The sequence below is a fragment of the Atlanticothrix silvestris CENA357 genome, from assembly GCF_016056295.1.
Lineage (GTDB): Bacteria > Cyanobacteriota > Cyanobacteriia > Cyanobacteriales > Nostocaceae > Atlanticothrix > Atlanticothrix silvestris.
This window is the reverse complement of record NZ_JAECZB010000043.1, coordinates 1-20,867: the sequence shown is the minus strand read 5'-3', so window position 1 is coordinate 20,867 and position 20,867 is coordinate 1. Positions and strand designations below refer to the sequence as shown.

The following is a 20,867-nucleotide window of genomic DNA, read 5'->3' as shown; positions in this document are numbered from 1 at the left end:
CTAGCATAGTATCCAGTAAATAGCTGTTCCTAAAAATAGTTGAGCTTATTGAGAATAAAATCAGTAACTTCTATATCAGTCAATTATTGACTTTATTCTCAACTAATGGTTGATAGTTTATTTTAGCCATAGCTCAGTAATCCTTTGTTGACAAGGCTTCTAGCCTCTAAAATCCGTCGAACTCACGTTAATTTAAAAGGAAAAAGACGATTTCTAAGTAAATAGTCAATATCAAGTAATATTTACTACTTTTTTATCAGGTTTCTAGAAGCGTCTATTTAAGGCGTAAGCAGGTGAAAATCATAAAAACGACAAAACCTTGTAAAAGTCGAAAATGCCTGAACTGACTGAATAGCTTAGATTACAAGCTCTGTAAGGCTTAATTAAATTTTTGGTTCAAAAATGAGCGAACGGACAGAATTAATGTATTAAGTATAAAAAAGAAAAACGTAGACGCGTCAGCGGCTACTCTTACGAGTTCTCCGAAGGAGTACCCGCAGGGTACCGCCAAGGACACAAAGAAAGAAGTTAAAAGGGTTTGGCGTAGCTTTACAAAAAATGGTAGGAGCTAACTAAGTTCACAAATCAAAACTGCTACATTATAATCTCCTTTCAATTATCAACATCCGTCGATAAGATAACCAGCCACAAATAACCATTACCATAGCAAAAATTAACAAAAACCAAAAATGTGATGTGATATCACTAATTTTATTACCTTTTGCTGAGACTCCAACTAAAGCTTCATTCATGTGAAAAATCGGATTATATTTGGCAATATTAATTAATGTTTGGGGAAACAACGAACTTGGTAAAAATGCTCCACCTAAAATTAATAAAGGAACTCCAAAAGCCGCTACTAATGCATTAACATCTTCGATTCGGCGAGCTAATTGTGTACCTAAAATAAAACCTAAACCAACGTAAGCGACAATACTCATTAAGATAATTGTGAGTCCTAATAAAATCGAACCCTGGAACGTAGCACCCCAAAAAGCAGCAACAGTATAAACCAAGATTGTTTGACCAATGCCAATGCAACTATGAGCCAGAAAAATTCCTAAAAAATAGGATGTACCACTCAAGGGAGAGACAAAAAGGCGTTTGAGGGTTTGTTGTTCTCTTTCTGCAACTACAGTTGCTACACTACCGCCCAAACAGCTAAAAAACAATGCTGCGCCTACCAAACTTGAGGGTGCAGCATATTCAAAAGCCACAGCCATTGATAGTTTTGCTCTTTCTGCCAAAATAAATCCACTGAGGATTAATACTGATATGGGGAAAATACTCCAAAAAATTAAGCTGCGTCTGCGGCGTAGCAATTCAATTAGTATCCGCTGAGTTACTGCTATAGTTTCACGCCAATACTTCATAATTTGAGTCCATCTAACAAAACAGAAATCATTTCATTGACTATCATTTCCCCAGAAACAGCACCAGGTCTAGTATTGACAAAGGGGATGCTCTCCATCACAGACAAAAATAATCCGGCTAGCAATTGGGGACGAGTGTTTCTGATCTCACCTCGCTCTTGTGCTTGAGCAAAAATCTGCCGAATGAGTTCAAAAATAGACTTTTCAAAGGCATTTGACAGCCTTGTGACATTTTCCTCGCTCAAGCAAGGCATATCTGTGTGTACCATGCTTAAAAAATAAATCGGAGGCTGAGAAAGAAACCATGCAGCAGTTGCATGTAGCTGCGATCGCAAATCATCACAATCTTGATCAATCGCCTGCTGTAAACCGATGCGATGGCGCTCAAACAAGCGCTCTGTCACCGCCACAAAAAGTTGTTCTTTGCTAGAAAAATGATAATATAACGACGCTTGACGGATTCCTACCTCACAAGCTATGTCCCTCATCGTGACTGCATTGTACCCTCGTGTACGAAATAATCGTTCTGCTTCATCTAGAACGCGATTGCGTCCACTATAAGAGACTTCTTTTGGAGAGCTGCGATCATCTGGCATCCCCAAACCTACCTAACGCTTAGTAGTCAATTATTCAATAATATATTAAACTGTCAATTAATTAATTCAAATTTTGCTAATTTATGTTGGACTTAGATCGAAATGTCTACATGAAAGTTGCTATTATCATATTTTTAAAATCTATAGTTATTACTTGACAAATTTTCTAAAATCTGCAATAGATTCGTTGCAAATGCAGACAAACACAGGAAAATACTCCGCAAAACCTACTAGCTGACAGTAATCATTTCGAGCTACTGCTTAATCGTGAACAGTTATTTTTTTAATCATGAGCCAACTATTTACCTTGCCAGAATTATCTACTATCTCCCGTCGCACAGTACTTAAAATACTTGGTATTGGTGCGATCGCTGGAGTAACAGGATATTCTCGGTTTACTAAACCACAACCTACAGTATTTCAACCAGATACTCTCAATTTACCAAGTTTACTGAATCAAGAAAAAAGTGTTGTAGTTATTGGGGGTGGTTTAGCAGGTTTAGCTTGTGCTTATGAATTGAGTCAACGGGGTTTTGTAGTCACACTTTTAGAAAAGTCTCCTCAACTAGGTGGCAAAATCGCTAGTTGGCAAATAGAAGCAGCTGGTGAAACCTTTATGATGGAACATGGTTTTCATGGCTTTTTTCCCCAGTACTATAACTTGAAAAGTATAGTTGCAGAATTAAAAGCCGATGATAACTTTAAATCATTAAATTTTTATTCTGTTGTTTATCGTGATCCTAAATATCAACCAGAGATATTTCGCCCTAGTAGTTCGGCATTTCCTTGGAATATTATTGATTTAGCGATCGCTTCTCCCAATCGCTTTCAATGGGGAATTAATCTAACTAAATTCAAACATTTACAAGTATTTCAAGCAATTACTGGCTTTCAAAGAGAAAAGAATTATCGAAGGTTTGATCATATATCAGTAGCTGATTGGGTAAAAACCGAATTTCCGCAGGGTTTATATGACTTATATTTTCTCCCCTTTGCCAAATCCAGCTTGAATGCACCAGATGTAATGAGTGTAGGAGAACTCATGCAGTTCTTTCACTTTTATTTTTTTGGTAATCCAGAAGGGCTAGCTTTTAATGGCACTAAAGACGATATGGGAACAAGTTTAGTGCAACCTATAGTTAAAGCTATTCAAAATAATGGGGGTAAAATTATCACAGGTGCAAATGTAAGTGAAATATCTGCCGTAGAAGGTAAGATTGATAGACTTAAATATTATATTGGTAGTAATAAAAATAATATTCCTTTTTGGGTAAAACAAAATTCGATTATTGATAGTGAAAAAATAGAATATTTCGGCTCAGCTGATGAAATGTTTGCGATTAAATCTGGCAGTAAAGAAGCAATTTCTTTGACTTGTACTCACCAAGGCTGCACTGTAAAAATGGCAACAGACGGTAAGTTCCATTGCCCTTGTCATGGAGCAGTTTTTGCTGCTGATGGTAAAGTGTTAAAAGGCCCTGCTCAACGAAATTTATCTAAATATCAAGTAGCGCAAAAGCAAAATAATGAGTTGCAACTGGTAGGAGTAAATCAGGAATCAGCATTACCAGAGACAATTCAAGCAGATTATTATGTCTTTGCGACCGATGTACCGGGAGTACAACAACTATTTAAACGAGTTAGTGGTAATGTCAATCCAAAAGTGCGATCGCAGGTAGAAGATTTAAGTATTGCCGATCCTTTTGCTGTTTGTCGTTTTTGGTTTGACCGCGATTTTGTCTGGGAACAAAGCAACTTTACTTCTTTGTCAGGCTATAAACTAACTGATAGCATCACCCTTTATCACCGCATTCAAGAACAATTCATTGATTGGGCACAACGCACTGGTGGTAGTGTTGTTGAGTTACATGCTTACTGCTATAAAGAAAAAGAATTTCCTAACCAAGAAGCTTTACTCACAACTTTTGCTAATGAATTATATGAAATTGTGCCTGAGTTAAAGCAAGCAAATCTACTGCATCGAGAATTAGTCAATCAAAAAAACTTCTCTGGATATCCACCAAATAGTTATGCAGAACGTCCAGAAACTAGTACCAGTATTTCTAACTTAATGTTTGCCGGTGATTGGGTAAAAATGCCTTTTCCTTGTGGATTAATGGAACGCGCTGTTAGTAGCGGTTTATTAGCAGCCAATGAAATTTTATATCGAGAAGGTTTGCAGAGGCGATCGCTTTTATCAGTAAATCCAGAAGGGTTGTTACAAATTTAGAACTAGCCCTTTCAAGGTGATTGATAAAATCTCTTTTTTCTCTCTGCGCCCTCCGCGCCTCTGCGATTTTAAATTAATTTAACCACAGAGGCGCAGAGAGAAGTTGCGTGCGCGGGTTCCCCGCGTTGTTGAACAAACTTCTCCTATCGGAGACGCTGCGCGAACGGAAGAACACAGAGGTAATCTGAATTACCAGTAAATGAGTTCACACTAAATCAGGGAACACCTCTTGCACAGCAGGATGTACTAGGTGATGATTTCGCACGTTCACACCTTTGGCTAATGCTGGGTTAACTTCTAATGCCTTGATGCCCAGATTTGCTAATTGCACAACGTAAGGTAATGTGCTGTTGTTAAGTGCTTGGGTTGATGTCCAAGGTACTGCCCCTGGCATATTGGGAACGCCATAATGCACTACGCCTTCTTCAACATATACTGGGTTGGTGTGGGATGTGGGATGTAAGGTTTCTACGCAACCGCCTTGATCAACCGCAACATCAACAATTACAGAACCGGGATGCATAAGTTTGACCAATTCGCGCGATACTAGTATCGGCGCTCTACGTCCTAAGACTAAAACTGCACCAATGAGTAGATCGGCTTCTTTGACCGCTGTTTCTATATGGGCAGAGTTGCTGTAAAGTAATTCGACTCTGGAGCCAAATAAAGTTTCTAGGTAGGATAAGCGATCAACATCCACATCTAAAATTTGTACGGTAGCACCCATACCTACAGCGATTTTAGCTGCTTCTGTACCGACAACGCCGCCGCCTAAAATTACTACTTTGCCTGCTTTGACTCCAGGGACACCGCCTAAAAGTACACCTCTGCCACCTTGTTGCCGTTCTAAAAATCTGGCCCCAAATTGTACTGCGAGCCGACCAGCAATAACGCTCATAGGGGTGAGCAAAGGTAGTTTGTTAGCACCAGGTTGTTCTACAGTTTCGTAGGCGATCGCACAAGTGCCACAATCAATTAGATGCTCAGTTAGTTTGCGATCGGCTGCTAAGTGTAAATAAGTAAACAATACCTGCTCTTTTTGTAAAAAATTATATTCTGTATTTAAGGGTTCTTTAACTTTGACAACTAACTCCCGATTCCAAGCCGCTTCTGGTGTGGAGACAATCTCCGCCCCAGCTACTTTATAGTCATCATCTGTAAATCCAGCACCGCTACCTGCTTGTGTCTGGACAAAAATGCTATGACCATTTTCCCGTAGCACCCGCACACTAGAAGGACTCAACCCCACCCGAAATTCCTGATCTTTAGTCTCCTTAGGAACGCCGATTTCCATGTACTGCCTCTGATGATTTTTTGTTCAACTTTAGCCTGCCAGCATTAGACTGGCACTTCCGTATTCAGGGTAACAAAGCCCTTCGGGCTGGGAAGAGGGAAAAAAATTAGCCTTGAATTAACGTTGAAGCCATACTTTGTCCCAAATACTTATTATCTCAAGGTAATTAAACATCCTGGCAAAGTTTGTCCCTGTTGCCCATTCCCTATTCACAGTTCCCTTTCATTGCATATCACTCTAACTTTTAAAACCCATAAGCAAAGCTGCAAACTCCTACACTTGACTATTACCTCAGGATTTCTACAATATATAAAGAATAATTACAATTTGTGAAAAAGCGTTTGTATAGCTTTTTGTCAGGACACTGTTGCTAAATTGATCAAGCTATCTTGGCACTCCAGCAACATAATCGGCTACAAATTGCCGAAGTTCTAACTAAAGGAAGCATCCGCACCTTGCGGAAACGCTTACAGAGTTCTCATTGACAAATCCTGTTTGCCAAAAAAAGGTTCCTTAAAAATGACACAACCACAACCAACAATTACGCCCAAACTAGAAGAGCCTAAATTTGGCTTCAATGAATATGCTGAACGATTGAATGGTCGAGCTGCAATGATTGGCTTTGCCCTAATGGTGGTGATTGAATACGTCACCAATCAAGGCGTGCTATCATGGCTCGGTCTGAAGTAGTGCCTTCAGAAACCATAAGCGTACAAGTTGTAAGCTAGTAATTAGAAGAGTTTTAACCAGTTGGAATACCCAGCTGGTTTTGACTGTATAAAATAATAGCGAACTACCTTGCACTATTTACCGTCTGAATAACTATGAACCACACCAGAGAGTGTCAGTGTTCACTTAAACTTGCAATTAACACACGCAAGAGGGTAAATAACCACACTTTCTACTCCACTGAAGAACATTATAATATTTGGATGTTTCTTCATTTAGAAGGTCAACTCTCAGGTAAGGTATTCTCGATAAATTGACACAAAAGGTGATTTGGAAAAACCAAGCTGTGATGAATGCTGTATTACCTCGTTTTTTGAAGTCAACCTACAGGAAAGAACCACTAGTCAGTGTATTAATAACGATGGGTGTAGTAGATGCCCTGATTGGTGGATTAGATGATAGCTGGTCATTGTTCGCTTTTGGCTTGGGTACGGCAGGCGTAACCCTTGTCTTCAAGTTGTGGCGTACCCAGCAACGTCGTCCTATACCAGAGGAGCCTGTAGTGCAACATTACTTGCCCTCTCGTTCATCTAGTCCTACTCTACCCATGCTGACTATTTCTAAGAAAAAAGGAACTAGGGACTAGAGTGATGTATTTCATCTGTATAAAATTGCCATAACATCGGTTAAGTGGTGTTTAGTTATCCTGAAGGCAAACTTCAAAGGCTAATCACCTTTGTAGCGATGTTAGTAGCGTCATCCAAAGAATCGGGTCTTTAGTCCTGAAATCCTTTACTCACTTACTTAGCTAGTGTTGGTGAGTTACAACGTATGAAAAGTTAATTGGCATAAATATTCTAAAAGTGAGGAAAACTTGTGAGGAGTGAGGGAAAAGGTGATGGAGATAATTCCGTACTACGCCCGTATATGATCCTGGTATTGATGTCAGCAATAGCCTTTCCGTTCACTATTTGGCAAGGATTTGGTATTAATGTTGCTCATGCTGCTCCAGAAGTAACACCAACCTTTCCTAATCGAACCAGCTTTGCCGATCCCCAAGTACTTTACTCTCTTCTCGGACATAAAGGAACTGTTAAATCCTTGGCTTTTAGCCCAAGTGGCAAAGTTCTGGCTAGTGGTGGTGCTGACAACGAGGGCGTAATTCGTTTGTGGAATCTGGAAACTGGTAAAAAAGCGGGGAATATCAGCAAAGCACATAAAACAGCTGTGGAATCTTTGGTAATTTCGCCAGATGGTCAAACCCTAGCTAGCTGTAGTAATGACAACACAATTAATCTTTGGAATCTGAACAATAATAAGTTTAGCCGTTCCTTTGTAGGACACACCAGTAATGTGTTGTCTTTAGCTGTATCTCCCGATAGTAAAATTCTTGTCAGTGGTGGTTTAGACGGAATCCGGTTATGGGATCTGCTCCAACAGCGTCCACTGGCTACTTTAGTACGCTTTGATAACTCTATTCATACAGTAGCAATTAGTCCTGATGGTCAAACTGTAGCCAGTGGTGACTATAAAGGTGTAATTAAGTTGTGGAACTTAAGTACTGGTAAATTAATCAGTGAATTTGCTGCCCATACTAATGTTGTCACGGCTGTAGCTTTTACACCAGATGGACAAACCTTAGTTAGTGCTAGCCGCGATCGCACTGTTAAACTTTGGAATATTAACTCAAAAACCCCAGCTACTACCCTCACAGGACACGATAATTGGGTGAATGCTATAGCCATTAACCCCAATGGACAAACTCTTGCTAGTGCTGGTAGAGATGGTATTAAGCTGTGGAATTTAACTACAGGTGAGTTAATAAGTTCATTTAGAGGGCATACCGATTGGGTAAGTGCGATCGCTTTTAGTCCCGATGGTCAAACTTTAGCTAGTGGTGGCTATGATGGCAGAATTAATATTTGGCGCAATCAGCCCCTACAGGGAATTAAAAATTAGAAATTAACCCTTCGACTACGCTCAGGGTTAAAAATTAACATCCCGTCAGCCGAGATGAAGAAGTATTACTCTCAAGAAACACATTGCGTTGAGTCAGAAATGGGGGTGAGTTCTAAACCAAAAGCCAAAGCTTTTTTCTTAAGGTTATTAACTACCCGTTCTCGATACCGTTGCTCATAAGCATCAACACCAGGGTCAATAAATTGATCGCCAGAAGTCCAAAGGCGATAAAAAATACGTGCCAATTTATGAGCAGCAGCAGTAATAGCTTTGGGCGCACCCATTTTGGCCTGCCAATCAAGGCTTTTCAGCCTGCGGAGGCAGCCTTCCCTCCGGGAAGCCGCTACGCGTCCTGTCTGTGTAGCCGCGACTTCTAGTCGTCTGGTGCAAGATATAAGTTACCCACTTTTAACCACCCAAATACTTGCTCTGCTGTTAATATCAGGTCAACTCCTTCTAGGACTCGAAGTTGCTGACCTCCTCTACAAACATTAAGTTCTTGTTGCGGAGCAAAAATCAAAATAGAGTAATCATCTGGATCAAGCATCCATCCCAGCTTACAACCGTGCCGTAGACAATGCAAGAGGTTATCAATTACACGATTTGCTTTTTGGTTAGGTGAAAGAATTTCAATTGACCAATCAGGCGCTTGGGTAAAATTATCCTCTGGCTCTCCAACTTCATTGATTTGAATCCGATTCCATGCAATTACTGCAATATCGGGCACAATAGAGCGATTAGCAAAAGTACACCGCAGTTCAGGTAGCGCCGTGTAATCATCGCTATGATTGTCAACTTCCACCAATAGCCGTTTTTGTAATATTGAATGTCTAGTTTTGGGCATTGGCTTTTGAATAGCAACCCCATCCATATATTCCCATGCTGGAGATTCTTCTAAGTATGGGTGTTGAAGAAATTCTTCAAGGTTAAGAATTTGGGGTAGGGAAGCAGTCATCAGAAATCACACTCGCGTAATATTAATATTAGACTGGCATAGCTTGCCGTACCTCTACAGGTTCACCTGTCAAGCTAAAAGCGCGAATTTCGGTAATTTTTACTTTTACTAATTGCCCTTTCAATTCCTGGATGTCACCAGGGAAGAAAGTCAAACGATTACCGCCTGTGCGTCCCATCACCTGAGTTGGGTCTTTAGAATTTTGGTCTTCTACCAATACTTCTTCGATGCGTCCAAAGTAACGTTGCGATCGCTCGGATGCTTTAATGTTTACTAAATGGTTTAATCTTTGTAGGCGATCGCTTTTAACTTCTTCACTCAACTGATTTTGCCACAAAGCTGCGGGTGTACCTGGACGAGGTGAATATGCTGCTGTATTCAACAAATCAAAACCGATATCTTCGACTAGTTTTAGAGTATTTTCAAACTGTGCTTCTGTCTCTCCAGGAAAACCCACGATCGCATCGGCACTAATTGACGCATCAGGCATATACTTGCGAATAGTATCGATAATTCGGCGATATTTTTCGTGGGTATAACCCCGCGACATGGCTTTTAGAAGTTCGTTATCCCCAGATTGAAAAGGAATGTGAAAATGTTCGCACACCTTGGGTAACTCAGCACAAGCTTTAATTAATCGCTCAGTGAAATAACGAGGATGGCTGGTAGCAAATCTTAGCCGTTCAATTCCTGGAACATCATGCACGTAATACAGCAAATCTGTAAATGTGTGTAAATGCCGACCTTCTGGTGTTGCACCAGGCAAGTCTCTACCGTAAGCATCAATATTTTGACCGAGTAGGGTGACTTCCTTGTAACCTTGGCGACCTAGTTCTACCATTTCGGCGCGAATAGCCTCTGGTGTGCGAGATTGTTCGACACCACGCACATTCGGAACCACACAATAAGTGCAGCGTTCGTTACAACCGTAAATCACATTCACCCAAGCAGTAACTTTGCTGTCTCGTCGCGGTCGGGTAATATCTTCCATGATGTGAACTGATTCAGTTGCTAAAACTTGATTACCCTCAAAAACCGACTCTAGTAAATCTTTGAGACGGTTGGCGTGTTGTGGCCCCATTACCAAATCTAATTCTGGCACTCGCCGTAAAAGGCTTTCACCTTCTTGCTGAGCAACACAACCAGCAACAATCAGTGTTAAATCGGGCTGTTCATGTTTGCGTTTAGCTTGTCTGCCAAGGTAAGAATATACTTTTTGCTCGGCATTATCTCGAATTGTGCAGGTATTGTAGAGAATGACATCTGCATTATTGGGATCTTCCGAAAATTCCAAACCCATGTCTTCTAAGATGCCAGCCATGCGTTCGGAGTCGGCTTTATTCATTTGGCAACCGAAAGTAGTAATGTGATAGCGGCGTTTAGAAGTCGTCATGGGCAATTATGCTTAATCAGCGTAATGTATGTAAATTTTATTTCTATTTCTATTCTATTAGAGTATAGAAGCAGCAACCTGATTGAAGAGGCGATCGCTTTTATGGTTAAAGAAGCTTTATCATCAGATGACATCGCTTTAACTCCAGACATTAGCCATCTGATTATTGAAGATGATACACCTGTGGATAACTTTCGTTCGGAAAAACAACAACGTCTATTAACGGAAGTTTTATATAGTTCTTGGCTGACCCCTACAGGTTCTGAAACATTTATCGTAGCTGCAAATGTTGGAGTTTTCTACGGTATTGGTTTACCCCCCCTAGTACCAGACGTGTTTCTCAGCTTGGATGTTACCATGCCTGAAGACTGGCAACAGAAGAAAAATCGTACTTATTTTATCTGGGAGTTTGGCAAAGCACCAGATGTGGTGATAGAAATTGTCTCTAACCGTGAAGGTAATGAACTAGGCAGTAAGTTGAGAGATTATGCCCGTATGGGAGCAGGTTATTACATTGTTTTTGACCCCCTGCAACTTTTAGGTAACGAAATACTCCGTACATATCAGCTGGTAGTCAAACGATATGTGGAAATGGAAACCTTCTGGCTGGAAGAAGTGGGTTTGGGATTGACTTTATGGGAAGGTGTATTTGAAGGTAAGCAAGATATTTGGTTACGTTGGTGCGACAAAGAAGGTAATATTTTATCCACTGGTTTAGAACGGGCACATCAAGCCGAACAACGTGCCGAAACTGCCGAACAACGTGCTGAACAATTAGCAGCCCAATTACGATCTTTGGGTATTGACCCTGATCAATTACCTAATTAATCGTAGCTCCAGGGCAATCATGTCAAAAACTTTTTTGCGCCAATAACAGAATAGATACACCAAAAGGTAATGTTATCCGATTAATTAAGTGACGTTCACTAGCAAACAAGAAAGTTAAAAACTGATTGATAGGTTTCTTCGGCAAATCTAAGTCACTGCTACCACTAGAACTGTTCTTGATATGTAATAAGTTTTTCAATAAACGCACTAAAGCAACTATAGGAAACAGAAAAGCATTAAAGTAACTGCCGTAACGTACAGTGTACCCAGCCTTGGTTACGAGTTGCTTTAAAGCTGGCAAAACATAACGGCGTTTATGGTGATTAATGTCATCGTGCTGACTCCACAAAAATTGGTAAGCGGGAACTGTGACTAGTAACCAACCTCCCGGCTTTAATTTAGAATGCAATGCCATCAGTGCTGCTAAGTCATTAGCAAGATGTTCTATGACATCTAGAATTAAAATCAGGTCATACTCATCTGTAAAAGGAATTTTATCAGGTAAGCTACCTAACTTAACTTGAGTTACTTGCCGTTCGTTAGCAATTTTGCAAGCAATTTCATCTAGTTCCATCGCGGATACTTGACCATGACGAGCTAGCATACTCAAGTTACCACCTGTACCACAACCAGCCTCAAGAATTTTGGGATTTTTCGGTAAATCAAGTTGGCGAATCACTTGATTTACTACCCGGCGGCGACCGACAAACCACCAGTGTTTATCTTCAACGGCTGCGTATTGTAGGTAAAAGTCTTTGTCCATTATAAATTATGCACCTTTCCAAGTGCCGTGGAAGCCGTGGGGAATGACACTGGGTAATCTTAGTTTACAGATAGGTTCTGCATCTAGGCGATCGCTATCAAATATCCAAACTTCACTACTATCAGAATTACCATCGTATACAACTATGACTACCCAACTCTGCTGAGGGTTTTGAGCATCTTGGACGTGTATAGGTTCTGAAGGATAGCGATTTTCTCCCAAATCTGCTTCGGTGAGAATTTGGCTCTTGTGGTCGAAGCGAGCGATCGCATTTAATAATTCTTGGCTGATATCTGTTCCTTGGCGGAATCCAGACATATATGTGTAGCGAGAGAATTGCCCTACATTTTGCTGCGGGACGCTGGGAAACTCACAATGTCGGTCTGACAATTGCTGAATTTCTATAACTTTGCTTGTTTGCGGATTGAGATGTACTCGTGAAAATGTACTTTTAGCAGCGGTGTGAGTCTTTCCTGTAGCTACTTCTTTGAGATATTGATTTGTCTGAAAATCTTCATAACGGGCAATATCTACAATCACTGAACCGCTAGCGTCTGCATAACCATTGCCGAAATGCCACTGATACCAAGGTTCAGTTTCTCCACAACTCACTAAAGATAAAGTTTCGCGGTCAATGACTAAAATCTGGGTTCCTAGTTGAGGTTGCCATTCAAGCGAATCACCATAGTCGCTTGTCCCTAATAATACGGGTAAAATATTCAACCGCACTGGCGGAACAAAAAATACAAGATACTGTCCTGCCAAGACAAAATCATGCACTAATGGCACTCCATCTAGTTTATATGGGGCTTTTTGGTTAATTTTCCCAGTGGAATCACTTTTGTAGATATTTAATGTTGCATTTTTTCCAGGACTAATACCAAAATTAAAAATTTCTCCTGTCTTGGGGTCACGTTTGTCATGGGCAGAATAACTTAAACCTTCAGTTAAGCCCCCTAAATCATCTTCGCCCCAAGTTTCTAAAGTTTGCAAATCTAGGGCATGGGGTTTACCGCCTTCCCATAGTGCCAAGAGTTTATCTGGAAGCGCCAGCACTGAAGTATTGGCAGCATTCTTCAACGGTTTTCGCCATTGATTCCAAATTGGCCCTGGTGCTGTCATGCCATAGTTGCCGTAAAGCAGCTTACCTGCGGCAATTTCTTGTTGATAGCCGACAGTTTGCACGTAGCGATAAACTCCGGTAGCGCCTGCATCAGTAAAATTAACAGCAAGAATGGCCCCATCGCCATCAAACCAGTGTCCCATACGAATGCCGCCGCGTTCTAGGCGGGCTGGGCCATTACGGTAAAGTGTGCCACGCAACCCATCAGGGATTTTGCCAGAAAGAATTGGCAGTTGGGTAGAGGGAAATTCTTTAGCTGGTTGGGCGATCGCATTTCCCCAATTTTTATTCATTGACTTTTTACTAACTGTATGCATATTAATTTACTGCCTTATAAAACACGAACTTATAGAAATGCATCCTGAAATTTTTATATTTGTTGTAATTTTTGCACAATCTTTCTAGCTGCTGATGTATAAAAACTTTATTTTAACATTGCGTAATTGCTGAAGCACAGAATACTTCTCATTGAGAAAATATAAGGCATAAATTATGTTTTTTAGATAATTTTTTGTTCCTTTACTTATCTAAAAATTTGATCCTCATATCAAAACATTTTCTATTGTAATTAAAATTTAAATTACTTAAAGTCTTAGGTGTGAACAGTGTTGATTATTAATTCATTGTTTCATCTAGTCAAGCAACAGAATTACCTGAAGAATCTAAACAAATCATAATTAGATTTGGCAAGTTAAGGCAATAAATAAGTTTTGGAATAGGTTTAATATTGCCTACTTGTTATTCTCAATAATTGCAAAATTTCTACCCTAAAAACAGGAGGACTATCTCTCATGGCAGATGCAATTAATGGTGGTAGCGGTAATCCCTCTACTGGTGATATGAGTGAGCTACTTAGAACAACACCCTTTGCTCCCTTGTTCGACATTCCAAATGTAGATGAGCAAGTCATAATCGAAGGTTTTGGCAACGCCTTTGGTAATGGAGGTCTTGAAAATCCATTCCCAGTTGGTTCTGGCTCAGTTGATCCTAGCGAACTTCCTTATAACGGTAATCCTTTCGCTGGTGACAATTTCTGGAATATTTTTGCTGGCGGTCAAAATCCAACCCAAGTTGGCGGTAGCGGTGATCCGTTGACTGGTGGTGGGAATCCATTTGCTGGCGGCGAAAATCCATTTGCTGGCGGCGAAAATCCATTTGCTGGTGGCGAAAATCCATTTGCTGGTGGTGGAAATCCCTTTGCTGGTGGCAGTGGTGGTGGAAATCCCTTTGCTGGTGGCAGTGGTGGCGGAAATCCCTTTGCTGGTGGCAGTGGTGGCGAAAATCCCTTTGCTGGTGGCAGTGGTGGTGGAAATCCCTTTGCTTAGTAGCGGTTATTAGAATTACTGCAAAAAAACGCAGATGAACAAAGATTAAATATCTGTGTTTATCTGCTGTTCAACTTCAAAAAAATTATTGCAGTAAGTTTATATTTTTAATCACGTTGCTATATGAAACCAAAAGCATTTTTTTAAATAGCAAAGAAAATGTCATGTTAACCAAAAGATTAATCATTGTAGTATTTCTCTAGGCTATGTATAGTCTGATTCATGTATAGTTTTTTGAATTAAAAGTTTAAAAACTGTCAAAAAAATTGGTTATTAAGCTTTATTCATTAAATTGAACTATTGAGTTTTGTTGTAAAAGATACTGAATTTAGCATTGCTAATCAAATTTTTTTAATTTTTTATATTAATTGAAATTTTGAATTATTAGGAGATTAGTACTGATGGAAGCATCTACTATAAACCAGAGTAATGGTAGAGAAAACGCCTCCGATATTGGTAATTTATTGACTGGCGGTAGTAACAACCCGGTGGCAAATATTAGTAACATCTCCGGTGCTAGCAGTTCTATTCCAGGTGGTGGTATCAACCCGTTTGCAGGTGATGGAGGCAGTCAGCTTCAAGAATTAATCTTTAATCGCTTGAAGTTAGTTCTGGGTGAAGACTTTTTTAAGGATATTGATAACGCTTTAGCAAACGGTGGTAATCCATTTGCGGGTGGTAACAATAACCCACTTACAGAGGGTAACAACCCCTTTGCAAGTGGTAGCAATCCTTTTGCAGGCGGTAATAATCCGTTTGTAGATGGTGGTAGTTTACCTCAGCGATCGCCTTTCGATCCTTTGCAAATAGCCCTCGGAAACCAAACACCTGTTAGTGATAACAGCAATTCCAGTACTGATAGCCCCCCATTTAATAAGGACAACGCACCTGTTGGTAATGGCAACAGAAACTTTGGTGACAACAACGCAACTATTGGTAACTTTAACTCCGACTTTGGGAGCGACAGCGCAACTATTGGCAATGGCAACTGGAATTTTAGTAATAACAATACCACCATTGGTAATGGTAACTGGCTATTCGCGGAAGATAATACAACCCTAGGTAATGGTAATTGGTATTGGGACGATGGAAGTAATAATGCCACTTTAGGTAATGGTAATTGGCATTTTGGTAATAACAATGCAACCATTGGCAACGGCAATTGGGACTTTGGCACTAATAATACAATCGTTGGTAATGGTAATTGGTTATTCACCAGTAACAACACAGTTGTTGGTAATGGTAACTGGTTATCCACAAGTGGCAACACAGTTATTGGTAATGGTAGTAATACCAATATCTTGGAGTCTTCCCCCCAAGAAATCAGATCTGATGTTGACAACTTGATTAACTCTTTTATAGGCAAAATAGGTCAAGATTTTCTGGAGTTAACAGGAAATTTTGGTGTATCAGAAACCCAAACATTTAACCGACTCATCCTTTCTAAAGATACTAATACTGATTTCAACACCAACATTGAGCAGTTTTTGGCATCACTCAGCAGCACTTACCAACCTGTGCAGCAACCTCAGTCTGTTCCAGAGCCAGCTTATTCAGTATCGCTGGTAGTAGTGGGACTCGCGTGTTTGCTATTGTCGAAGTTCAAGAAGAATCTACAAAATAATTGATCTTGGAATAATAGTAAATTACAGCCTTGTTGCAAGTAGCCTTCTAACTTCACTAAACTCAGTGCATAATTAATATGCAGATCCGCTTCATTTAAAATGCGAACAATTGCGGGAATTAATGATAAAATCATCAGCCGACATGCAGTGGTGTTGACTGTTGAAGAATTAAAAGCACGAGTTGCAGAAGTTGGCGTTACAAAAGTTGCTAAAGAAGTTGATGTAATTACCACTGGCACTTTCGAGCCAATGGAATCAAGTGGTGCAATTATCAATCTTGGACATACTGACCCTCCAATCAAAATTCGCCGTTGCTGGATAGATGGCGTTCCAGCGTACTCTGGATTTGGAGCAGTAGATTTATATTTGGGTGCGAGCTGTGCCGTAGATGTAATGGATGGCGAAGAAGTCCGAGAACGCGGCGGCGGTCATGTTATAGAAGATTTGATAGCGGGTAAACCTGTACACATCAGAGCCCAAGGACAAGTAACTGATTGCTACCCACGAGCAACTTTTGAAACTACCGTTACTCGTGACACCATCAATCAATTTTATTTATTCAATCCACGCAATCTCTATCAAAATTTTATTGTGGGGGTAAATGGAGGCGATCGCCCACTTTTTACTTATCTTGGCCCTTTACAACCGCGTTTGGGCAACGCTGTTTACTCGAATGTCGGTGCTGTTTCCCCCTTACTCAACGACCCAGATTTGCAACTTGTTGGTATTGGCACACGAATTTTTTTAGGTGGCGGTATTGGTTATGTCGCCTGGGAAGGTACTCAGCACTTCCCCTTACAAAAGCGGTTAGCTAACCATGCGCCAATTGGGCCGGCTGCAACTTTAGCTTTAATTGGTGATGCCAAGCTTATGGATACTCGTTGGGTGCGGGGTTGTTACTTCAAAAGTTATGGGCCTTCGTTAATGCTGGGTGTAGGTGTTCCACTCCCGGTCTTAAACGAAGAAGTAGTGGAACGCTGTGCAGTTCAAGACAAAGATTTAGTCGCGCCAATAGTAGACTTTTCCATTCCCCGGCGCGTCCGTCCGACATTTGGTTTGGTGAGTTACGCCCAACTCAAGTCTGGGCGTATCACCATTGAGGGCAAAACAGTACGGGCAGCTCCTTTAGCAAGTTTGTTTTTTTCTCGGCAAATTGCCCAAGAGTTAAAACAATGGATTGAAGCAGCTACTTTTACCCTCACAGAACCAGTTGCTCCAATTCCGATGGAGCGATCGTTTCTCCCCCAAGATCGCTGGACGGATTTTTGATCTAGGGGCTAGGGATTAGGGGCTAGAGGCTAGATAGGGGAAGGTGAAGAAATAAAAATAACCAGTTTTTCTTTCATGTCCCATTCCCTATTCCCTATACCCTACTCTTGAGTGGGTTTTGGTTTTTTAATGATGGGCTTAGGAGTGGGCGCTTTTGGTATGGGTTTTGATACCGCAGAGGAATCGCCGACTGTTTTCTTGATGGGACGTGGAGTTTCTCCATTGCGTCTAGGGGGAAATGGTTTCCTTCCAGCAAAACCACCGCCACGAGGGCCGCCACCACCTTTGAATGGGGGTCGGCGTTTTTTGGGCAAGTCAGCGATCGCTTCCGCTTTTTCTACGACCAATACATCAGCTTCTCGCTTGGCTTGGAAGTCCCAAAATTTACCCACGGCTTTGGTAGTCAGTACACCGCGCAGTTTCAACTTAAAATATTTCGGCTTGTCAGTTGGCTTGCGGGGAGCCTGCTTAATCTTGACAACTAAGCTCTTAGCGTCAAACGACTGGAAGACTACTTCACCGCGAACGGAAAAACCACCATCGGAAATATCTGATGAGGGTGCAATATCACTTGCAGTATCTTCAAGGTTCTCGGTTAAATTATCATCGGGTGTCTGTAATTTTTGTGAACCCGAATCTTGCTTGTCCTCATCTGTTGACTGTTTAGCCAGATTTTCTGGCTCCCAAACGCCAACAATTTGGATGTGCAAGGTGTCGTTTTCTTGTCTTGTACGTGGATAAACTACCCACAGATGATCTTTTTCTAGGTCTAAATGATTCTTGACTAGGCTCATTATCCGACCAAGGAGGACGGCGTTGAGTTCTACACCATCTTCGGTCAGCAATATACCTTGAGTAAATTGTTCGCTGCTAGCAAGGTAGCGACCACGAACTAACCCGATAGCTCGGTACTGCATTGGTTCACTGGGAGGTGGAATCGGTTGTTGCCGATTGGCTAAGTTACCATCGGAGGCAGTATCGCTATGATTAACGGGCAAATTCTCAGGCTTAGAAGACTGGGGTACTACTGGGTGAACATTAGCGGCAGATTCTATATTGGTTTTAGGCTGGCCAGAGGCAGAAGAGTTGGAGGATTCAGGCGAAGGCATCAGGTCGGAATTCATAAAAACTCCTTGCGGCGGAGACACATCCCATTGTGGGATTTTACAAAGGCAACGGAAAAGAGCGTTTGTGCGGAGTAAAGAAAGTCTATTAGCTTTTTACAAAGTCGCACCAGAGCGCCCTACACAATCTGAAAGACGCTAAATTTGAGTTTGTACACAAAATATGTACATTTAGCGCCTTAATAGTAGTTTCGGAAGCATATCATAGCTACAATTCTGACGGCTCCTCCTAAAGTCATCACTTACTTTAGCAGTGTGAATAGTTATTTGTTATAAAATTCACAAGCACTTGGCGGTATTCCGCAAAGTTTTGGAAATTTTTAGTTTTCCAATTTAGGTAAATGATAATCTCATTAGAGTTCTGGAGAAGTACAAAACTGTGTCTCAACCACGCAACCGCTGGATAGTTCAGGTCATATTGGCGCTGGCAGTTCTTGTTTTTGTGGGTATTTCGGTGCTTCCCATAATAGGAGCATTGAACAATACACCTTCCACTAACCAGAATAATGCTAGCACCACAGGAAGCTTAGCTTCCTCTGACCAAAAATCAAAATTACAAGACGAAGTACGGGGTTATGAACTGGTTTTGCAACGAGAACCAGAAAATCAAACGGCTTTGAAAGGTTTATTACAAGCACGGCTACAATTATTAAGTTTAAAACAAGGAGATATTCAAGGGGTAATTGAACCTCTAGAAAAGCTAGCTAAGTTGAATCCCGACAGGACAGAGTACGGGGTACTACTAGCTCAAGCGAAACAGCAAATTGGCGACAAGGAAGGAGCCGCCCAAGCTTATCGCTCTATTTTAGACACTAAACCTGGTGACTTGAAAGCTTTACAAGGAATGGTAGCTCTGCTAATAGATCAACAACGTCCAGAAGCAGCTATTGGTTTGTTACAAGAAACCCTCTCGAATGCAGCCCAAGCAAATACAATCCAGCCGGGAAGTGTAGATACAGTTGCTGTGCAAGTACTTTTGGGAACAGTTCAAGCTTCCCAAAAACGCTATTCTCAAGCGATCGCTGTATACGATCAAGCAATTAAAAAAGCTCCCAATGATTTCCGTCCTGTTTTGGCAAAAGCCATGCTCCTAAAGGAACAAGGCAAAATCGATGAAGCAAAACCTTTGTTTGATAGTGCCTCAGCTTTAGCTCCTACTCAATATCAAGACGAAATTAACAAGGCAGCAACAGTCTCTCCTACTCCTACTCCTGCTGCGCCTTCTGCACCCTCACCTGCAAGTACTCCCTAATGGGCATGGGGCATGTGGAAGAAGGCAATAGGCAATAGGCAATAGGCAATAGCAAGAGTTATTTAGTTATTTCTCCTCTGCTTCCCCTGCTCCCCCTGCTTCCCCTGCTTCCCCTGCTCCCTTGCTCCCCCTGCCCTTCAAACTCCTTCTATGGCGGCAATTACACCAAAAATCAAAAACAGGCATCCGCCAGCTAGGGTAAGTTGACGTTCAGAAATGCGACCAGCAATCATTTTGCCACCAATAACAGCGATCGCAGCACAAATAGCATGTCCTAAAATTGCACCCGCACTTACCCCTATAGGGTTATTACCAGCTGCTAAAGCAATGGTGGCAATTTGTGTGCGATCGCCCCACTCTGCCATAAAGGTAAGTACAAAGGCTTCTATTAAAATTGCTAAAGAATTTTTTTGTTTTGGTAACTGTGAATCTGCTTTTTTCACCGCTGCTTCTGCTTCTTCTACAACTTCTGTGTCACATGCAGCAGGAGACATTTTACTAGCGTCATATAGCAGCTTAATGCCAAAGGCAATAAATAAAACTATTTCTGCATAATGAATATAAACTTTTGGTAGCAAAGATGCTACTTGTCCAAATAGCACCGACAGGATTGTCATTGCTGCTAAGGCAGCTGTTACCCCCACAAATACTAGTCGCCGTGAATGGTGCATCGCTAAAATCACGGCGATAAAAAATGTTTTATCTCCTAGCTCTGAAACTGTAATTAATAATAAACCTGCTGTAAAAGCTGATAACACTCTCTCAAGCTCCTCAAGAATCGTTTACCGATGTGAAGCTTGATGAGAGTGGCAAGACTCCACCAAGCTACACACTTTTTTTCGTGTGAACTCAGTGAAGGTCTCGCTTGTAAATTCTTAATTATTTACCACCTGAACCAGGCTTTTGGCCAGTATGTTGATTTAGGTGAACTGGCTTCTGTGCCAGCAGCTACTCCCCTTCTATGCGCTATGCATTATACATTGATTACAGATAGAAATCAAGTATTAGAGCATTGGGCATTAGTCATGGGGGATGAAAAATTGGTTATTTTTTCTTCATCTTCCCCTGCCTCCCCTGCCTCCCCTGCCT

20 protein-coding genes are annotated in these 20,867 nt (G+C 41.1%); 10 read left to right on the top strand and 10 right to left on the bottom strand.

Annotation, left to right across the window (positions count from 1 at the left end; all coding sequences use genetic code 11):
- Positions 1–599 precede the first annotated feature (599 nt).
- Together I8751_RS15415 and I8751_RS15410 are read right to left on the bottom strand one after the other, a co-directional pair.
- Positions 600–1,373 (bottom strand): ABC transporter permease, encoded by a 774-nt coding sequence (locus I8751_RS15415; protein ID WP_214440026.1) that lies wholly within the window; start codon positions 1,371–1,373, stop codon positions 600–602.
- Positions 1,370–1,969, bottom strand: a complete 600-nt coding sequence (locus I8751_RS15410) for a TetR/AcrR family transcriptional regulator (RefSeq protein WP_214440025.1) — start codon at positions 1,967–1,969, stop codon at positions 1,370–1,372. Before I8751_RS15410 ends, I8751_RS15415 begins: the two co-directional genes overlap by 4 nt.
- Positions 1,970–2,258: 289 nt before the next feature.
- On the opposite strand from I8751_RS15410, the gene I8751_RS15405 reads away from it, so the two are divergent.
- A complete protein-coding gene (locus tag I8751_RS15405; protein ID WP_214440024.1) occupies positions 2,259–4,199 on the top strand; it encodes an FAD-dependent oxidoreductase in 1,941 nt (646 codons plus the stop codon).
- A 205-nt stretch (positions 4,200–4,404) separates the two neighbouring features.
- On the opposite strand, the gene ald is transcribed toward I8751_RS15405, so the two are convergent.
- Positions 4,405–5,493: an alanine dehydrogenase gene (ald, locus tag I8751_RS15400; RefSeq protein ID WP_214440023.1), complete on the bottom strand. Its 1,089-nt coding sequence runs from the start codon at positions 5,491–5,493 to the stop codon at positions 4,405–4,407.
- Between the two features lie 519 nt (positions 5,494–6,012).
- Here ald and I8751_RS15395 point away from each other — a divergent pair.
- The 3 genes from I8751_RS15395 (at position 6,013) to I8751_RS15385 (ending at position 8,121) form a co-directional block, all read left to right on the top strand.
- Entirely contained in the window at positions 6,013–6,183 is a 171-nt protein-coding gene (locus tag I8751_RS15395; protein ID WP_214440022.1) for a chlorophyll a/b-binding protein, read from the top strand.
- Positions 6,184–6,511: 328 nt separating this feature from the next.
- On the top strand, positions 6,512–6,808 hold the full coding sequence (locus I8751_RS15390) for a hypothetical protein (RefSeq protein WP_214440029.1): 297 nt from the start codon (positions 6,512–6,514) through the stop codon (positions 6,806–6,808).
- 230 nt (positions 6,809–7,038) lie between these two features.
- Positions 7,039–8,121: a WD40 repeat domain-containing protein gene (locus I8751_RS15385; RefSeq protein WP_318780332.1), complete on the top strand. Its 1,083-nt coding sequence runs from the start codon at positions 7,039–7,041 to the stop codon at positions 8,119–8,121.
- Positions 8,122–8,192: 71 nt separating this feature from the next.
- Here the strand turns inward: I8751_RS15385 and I8751_RS15380 are convergent, their stop codons facing one another.
- From I8751_RS15380 to miaB, 3 genes are all read right to left on the bottom strand, one after another.
- Positions 8,193–8,405 (bottom strand): hypothetical protein, encoded by a 213-nt coding sequence (locus tag I8751_RS15380; protein ID WP_214440021.1) that lies wholly within the window; start codon positions 8,403–8,405, stop codon positions 8,193–8,195.
- An 89-nt stretch (positions 8,406–8,494) separates the two neighbouring features.
- Positions 8,495–9,076, bottom strand: a complete 582-nt coding sequence (locus tag I8751_RS15375; protein WP_214440020.1) for a Uma2 family endonuclease — start codon at positions 9,074–9,076, stop codon at positions 8,495–8,497.
- A gap of 28 nt (positions 9,077–9,104) precedes the next feature.
- Positions 9,105–10,469, bottom strand: a complete 1,365-nt coding sequence (gene miaB / locus I8751_RS15370) for a tRNA (N6-isopentenyl adenosine(37)-C2)-methylthiotransferase MiaB (RefSeq protein WP_214440019.1) — start codon at positions 10,467–10,469, stop codon at positions 9,105–9,107.
- Between the two features lie 102 nt (positions 10,470–10,571).
- On the opposite strand from miaB, the gene I8751_RS15365 reads away from it, so the two are divergent.
- Positions 10,572–11,297, top strand: a complete 726-nt coding sequence (locus I8751_RS15365) for a Uma2 family endonuclease (protein WP_214440027.1) — start codon at positions 10,572–10,574, stop codon at positions 11,295–11,297.
- 22 nt (positions 11,298–11,319) lie between these two features.
- On the opposite strand, the gene I8751_RS15360 is transcribed toward I8751_RS15365, so the two are convergent.
- The gene (locus I8751_RS15360) at positions 11,320–12,060 is read right to left on the bottom strand and encodes a class I SAM-dependent methyltransferase (protein WP_214440018.1); all 741 of its coding nucleotides are present in this window, start codon (positions 12,058–12,060) and stop codon (positions 11,320–11,322) included.
- Between the two features lie 6 nt (positions 12,061–12,066).
- Positions 12,067–13,500, bottom strand: coding sequence for a carotenoid oxygenase family protein (locus I8751_RS15355; protein WP_214440017.1), 1,434 nt, complete (start codon positions 13,498–13,500; stop codon positions 12,067–12,069).
- 474 nt (positions 13,501–13,974) lie between these two features.
- Between I8751_RS15355 and I8751_RS15350 the strand changes: the two genes are divergently transcribed.
- The 3 genes from I8751_RS15350 to I8751_RS15340 all read left to right on the top strand — a co-directional run bounded on the left by I8751_RS15350 (position 13,975) and on the right by I8751_RS15340 (position 17,402).
- A complete protein-coding gene (locus I8751_RS15350; protein ID WP_214440016.1) occupies positions 13,975–14,508 on the top strand; it encodes a hypothetical protein in 534 nt (177 codons plus the stop codon).
- Positions 14,509–14,909: 401 nt separating this feature from the next.
- Positions 14,910–16,136 (top strand): hypothetical protein, encoded by a 1,227-nt coding sequence (locus tag I8751_RS15345; protein ID WP_214440015.1) that lies wholly within the window; start codon positions 14,910–14,912, stop codon positions 16,134–16,136.
- A gap of 96 nt (positions 16,137–16,232) precedes the next feature.
- Positions 16,233–17,402 (top strand): homocysteine biosynthesis protein, encoded by a 1,170-nt coding sequence (locus I8751_RS15340; protein WP_214440014.1) that lies wholly within the window; start codon positions 16,233–16,235, stop codon positions 17,400–17,402.
- Positions 17,403–17,503: 101 nt separating this feature from the next.
- Here the strand turns inward: I8751_RS15340 and I8751_RS15335 are convergent, their stop codons facing one another.
- Positions 17,504–18,526: a hypothetical protein gene (locus I8751_RS15335; RefSeq protein ID WP_214440013.1), complete on the bottom strand. Its 1,023-nt coding sequence runs from the start codon at positions 18,524–18,526 to the stop codon at positions 17,504–17,506.
- A gap of 379 nt (positions 18,527–18,905) precedes the next feature.
- Here I8751_RS15335 and I8751_RS15330 point away from each other — a divergent pair, with 379 nt between their 5' ends.
- Positions 18,906–19,778 (top strand): tetratricopeptide repeat protein, encoded by an 873-nt coding sequence (locus tag I8751_RS15330; RefSeq protein WP_214440012.1) that lies wholly within the window; start codon positions 18,906–18,908, stop codon positions 19,776–19,778.
- Positions 19,779–19,915: 137 nt separating this feature from the next.
- Here I8751_RS15330 and I8751_RS15325 read toward each other — a convergent pair whose 3' ends face one another.
- Positions 19,916–20,536: a TMEM165/GDT1 family protein gene (locus tag I8751_RS15325; RefSeq protein WP_214440011.1), complete on the bottom strand. Its 621-nt coding sequence runs from the start codon at positions 20,534–20,536 to the stop codon at positions 19,916–19,918.
- Positions 20,537–20,584: 48 nt separating this feature from the next.
- On the opposite strand from I8751_RS15325, the gene I8751_RS15320 reads away from it, so the two are divergent.
- A partial coding sequence (locus I8751_RS15320; RefSeq protein ID WP_214440010.1) for a hypothetical protein occupies positions 20,585–20,867 on the top strand: 283 nt, incomplete at its 3' end.